The sequence below is a fragment of the Kiritimatiellales bacterium genome (genome assembly GCA_041656295.1).
GTDB lineage: Bacteria > Verrucomicrobiota > Kiritimatiellia > Kiritimatiellales > Tichowtungiaceae > Tichowtungia.
This window is the reverse complement of the sequence record JBBADV010000044.1, coordinates 1-3,286: the sequence shown is the minus strand read 5'-3', so window position 1 is coordinate 3,286 and position 3,286 is coordinate 1. Positions and strand designations below refer to the sequence as shown.

7 protein-coding genes are annotated in these 3,286 nt (G+C 52.6%); 4 read left to right on the top strand and 3 right to left on the bottom strand.

Annotation, left to right across the window (positions count from 1 at the left end):
- Nucleotides 1-165 precede the first annotated feature (165 nt).
- Genes WC959_12905 through WC959_12895 form a run of 3 tightly spaced genes read right to left on the bottom strand, consistent with a single transcriptional unit; the run spans nt 166 to nt 1,211 of the window.
- Nucleotides 166-651: a transposase gene (locus WC959_12905; GenBank protein MFA5690014.1), complete on the bottom strand. Its 486-nt coding sequence runs from the start codon at nt 649-651 to the stop codon at nt 166-168.
- Nucleotides 652-795 carry a hypothetical protein gene (locus tag WC959_12900; GenBank protein MFA5690013.1) on the bottom strand — a complete coding sequence of 48 codons (144 nt, stop codon included), beginning with the start codon at nt 793-795 and terminating at the stop codon, nt 652-654.
- 41 nt (nt 796-836) lie between these two features.
- Nucleotides 837-1,211, bottom strand: a complete 375-nt coding sequence (locus WC959_12895) for a helix-turn-helix domain-containing protein (protein ID MFA5690012.1) — start codon at nt 1,209-1,211, stop codon at nt 837-839.
- A 119-nt stretch (nt 1,212-1,330) separates the two neighbouring features.
- On the opposite strand from WC959_12895, the gene WC959_12890 reads away from it, so the two are divergent.
- From WC959_12890 to WC959_12875, 4 genes are all read left to right on the top strand, one after another.
- Nucleotides 1,331-1,708 (top strand): helix-turn-helix domain-containing protein, encoded by a 378-nt coding sequence (locus WC959_12890; protein MFA5690011.1) that lies wholly within the window; start codon nt 1,331-1,333, stop codon nt 1,706-1,708.
- On the top strand, nt 1,683-2,273 hold the full coding sequence (locus tag WC959_12885) for an IS630 family transposase (GenBank protein ID MFA5690010.1): 591 nt from the start codon (nt 1,683-1,685) through the stop codon (nt 2,271-2,273). The genes WC959_12890 and WC959_12885 overlap by 26 nt, the downstream gene beginning before the upstream one ends.
- A 64-nt stretch (nt 2,274-2,337) precedes the next feature.
- The gene (locus WC959_12880; GenBank protein ID MFA5690009.1) at nt 2,338-2,721 is read left to right on the top strand and encodes a helix-turn-helix domain-containing protein; all 384 of its coding nucleotides are present in this window, start codon (nt 2,338-2,340) and stop codon (nt 2,719-2,721) included.
- Nucleotides 2,705-3,277 (top strand): IS630 family transposase, encoded by a 573-nt coding sequence (locus WC959_12875; GenBank protein MFA5690008.1) that lies wholly within the window; start codon nt 2,705-2,707, stop codon nt 3,275-3,277. Before WC959_12880 ends, WC959_12875 begins: the two co-directional genes overlap by 17 nt.
- Nucleotides 3,278-3,286: the final 9 nt, after the last annotated feature.

Sequence of the window (3,286 nt, the reverse complement as noted above, 5' to 3'; positions counted from 1 at the left end):
TGCCAGAACACTCAGGCTCTCTTGACGATGTTGTATCGTTCGACACACCGCCTCAGTCGTACGGGCGCATCCGTGTACTATCTGTCCCGTAATTCATCCCTCCGGAGCTGGTTATACATCACTCCAGTACACTGTGGGACTAAACACCCTAGTACATCGTAAATCTTAAATATTCGGATATAATTTTTTGAGTTTGATTCGAGCGCCGGCGGTTTTAAACTGCCAGTCGACAGGCGTCTGGCGATTATTTCTGGCGGTGTTCCATGCCGCTACGGCTTGCTCCGGTTCTGCTTTGTTATCCATCCGTCTCGGGAAACATTGCCGTTTCAGCACACTCAACTCGATTTCGGATATATTCAGCCGGCTCCCGTGCTTCGGCGTATGATGGATTTCAAGACGGTCACTCAACCGTTTCGCTTCCGCCGGAGCAAACGTCGCATACAGCGACGACGTGGCATGGGTATTCAGTTGATCCATCACCGGCAGAACTTTTTCGGCTTCTGCGTACCGTTCAGCCAACAGTTCCTGGATGAACTGCGCCCAGCCGGTTTTGCCGCAATGATCTGTAATTTTCACATGGCGTTTCCCCGCCGGCGGTTCAACATCAATGAATATACCGGCCACGCCGTTTCTTACATATTCATCATCCATTCACACCGGATGTCCGGGAATCGCCGGAAGAGGGACTCTGACCTCTCCGATCAGCTGGATACCTGATTCATCCGTACAGACCGCCGGATACTCTTTGTCATACGGACGTGAATAAACGTCCAGCACATCTTCCATGGCCGCCACAAACGCCGCATCTTCCTTCGGCGGAATCTTCCAGTATTTACTCAGGTGAGGCTTAAGTTCATGTTTTTTAGCGCAGTGCAAATGGTCATGGCAGACACACTCTCTGCCATGTTGAGTTCAACCGCTTTTTCAGCCAGCAGGCGGACCGTCCACCGCGATCTTCCCTCCGGCGGGGCAGAACAGGCTAACGTTAACAGCCGGGCCTCGAATTTGCCATCGAACTTAATTTCACGGGGAGGCTTCTCCCGCTTCTTTCTTTCAACGGCTTCGGTCAGTCCTGCTTCAACCAACCGTTGCTTGAGTTTTTCAAGGCTGCGCGCCGTTGTACCCGGCGCTTCGGCCGCAGAGGCAATCGTCCATGTGCCCGGGGCATAATCGCCCTGGTCGAGTAAAAGAAGCGCCCGGGCATGTAACACCGTTCGTACCGCCCGGTTACCTTTGGAAGAAAGTGCCGTCAGTTCGTCTCTCTCAATTTTGAATTTAGAATATTTTCGATTTAATTTGACGCTACGGAATGATCTGTCATGATTCCGTCATGACAACTCAAACGTATCACCTGCAGTTAAGGGAACGGATGATTGCCGCCAGAAAAAACGGGCGCAGTGCACAGGAAACAGCGCGCTGGTTTCAAGTTTCTGTACGTACGGTTGAACGATACTGGAAACAGTATCAGCAGACGGGTTCGGTTGAGCCGAAGCAGCGCGGCGGCTATCGCCGTTCACGGCTGACCGGGCATGAGCTGACATTGCAGAAATGGATTAGCAAACAACCGGACTTGACGCTCAAAGAGATGCAGCGCCGGTGCAAGGATGTCCTGGGAATCCGGATTGGAATTAACGCCTTATGGCACCAGCTTGACCGGCTGGGGCTGAGCTTTAAAAAAAACGCTGCACGCCAAAGAGCAGTTTCGTGATGATGTAAAGCACGCCCGCAAACTGCGGCATCAGCAGCAATGGAACCCGGAGCAGTTAATTTTTATTGATGAGACCGGATTAAATACGAAACTGACACGGGGATATGGACGGGCTTTACGGGGAGAACGGTGTCGATGCCATATTCCCCACGGGCATTGGGTCACCAATACGTTGGTTGCCGGGCTGCGTATCAGCGGGCTTTGTGCTCCCTGGCTGCTGGATGGTCCAATGAATACGGAGAGCTTTCTGATCTATGTCGGGGAGGTTCTGCGACCCGGCCTGCGGGAAGGAGATATTGTGATCTGCGACAATCTGTCAAGCCATCACAGTCCCGGAGTCAGAGATCTGATCTGTTCTGCAGGAGCGGAGCTGATCGATCTGCCGCCGTATAGTCCGGATCTCAATCCGATCGAAATGGCGTTTTCTAAACTGAAAGCGCATCTGCGTAAGTATATCATCAGCGGGTTTGATGAACTGTGCGGGAGACTCTCAGCCATCCTGCCGGAATTTACTCCTGTCGAATGCCGAAACTTTTTCAGCCATGCTAATTACGCGACTAATTAAATCGAAAATGCTCTAGAGCATTTAACGATTGAAATATCGTTAATATTGTTTTAGTGTTCTGTTCATGGGAATCGCAACAGAACAGACACGTAAACGCGCCATTACGGCGTACCTGAAGCATCAGGGCACTCAGGCACAAATTGCAGCATTGTACGGAGTAAACATCCGCACATTTCAGGACTGGCTTGAACGGTACAGAAAAACCGGCCGTACAGCGCCTCTGCCTCGAGGCCACCGCCGGGCGGTATTCCACGGCAGCTCATTGGATGCACTCGACCGGCTGGTTCAGCGTCACCCCGATGCGACGTTGACAGAGATTAAAGATCTCTGCGGGGTGGACTGCTCAATCATGGCGGTTCAGCGCGCATTAAGCCGGCCCGGATACCGGTATAAAAAAAACGCTGCATGCTGCCGAACAAAAACGGGAAGACGTGGAGCGGTTACGTGAACAATGGCTCGCAGAACTTCCGCACCTTGCTCCCGACCGTCTGGTGTTCATCGACGAGTCCGGTGCTAAAACTAATATGACCCGGTTACGCGGACGTGCCCGTTATGGTCTGCGGCTGTTGGCACACGCACCGCATGGACACGGGTGTACCACTACGATGATTTCGTCGATCCGGTTGAACGGACAGACAGCAGCGATGGAGGTGGAGGGTTCATCAGACGGCGCCGTGTTCCGGGAGTATATCCGTGCGGTATTGGCACCCACGCTGCAGCCCGGCGATATCATTGTGATGGATCACCTCAGAACCCATTATGATCCGGAAGCTCTTCGTTTGATTGAAGCGTGCGGGGCAACGATAAAGTTCCTGCCGCCCTACAGCCCGGACTTCAATCCGATTGAAAAGATGTGGAGCAAAATCAAAACCCTGCTGCGACGTCTGGGTGCCCGGACACAGGATGAATTATCCGCCGCAATCAGCCGGGCATTCGCACAGGTCACACCGCAGGATGCTGCCGGATGGTTTTCATCGTGTCATATTACGGCTTCTCAATCGTGATATGCTCTA

Bases quoted from the DNA above. Each gene is read 5' to 3' on its own strand.
- WC959_12890 (MFA5690011.1), top strand. From the start codon at position 1,331: ATGACAACTCAAACGTATCACCTGCAGTTAAGGGAACGGATGATTGCC.
- WC959_12880 (MFA5690009.1), top strand. From the start codon at position 2,338: ATGGGAATCGCAACAGAACAGACACGTAAACGCGCCATTACGGCGTAC.
- WC959_12905 (MFA5690014.1), bottom strand. From the start codon at position 651: ATGGATGATGAATATGTAAGAAACGGCGTGGCCGGTATATTCATTGAT.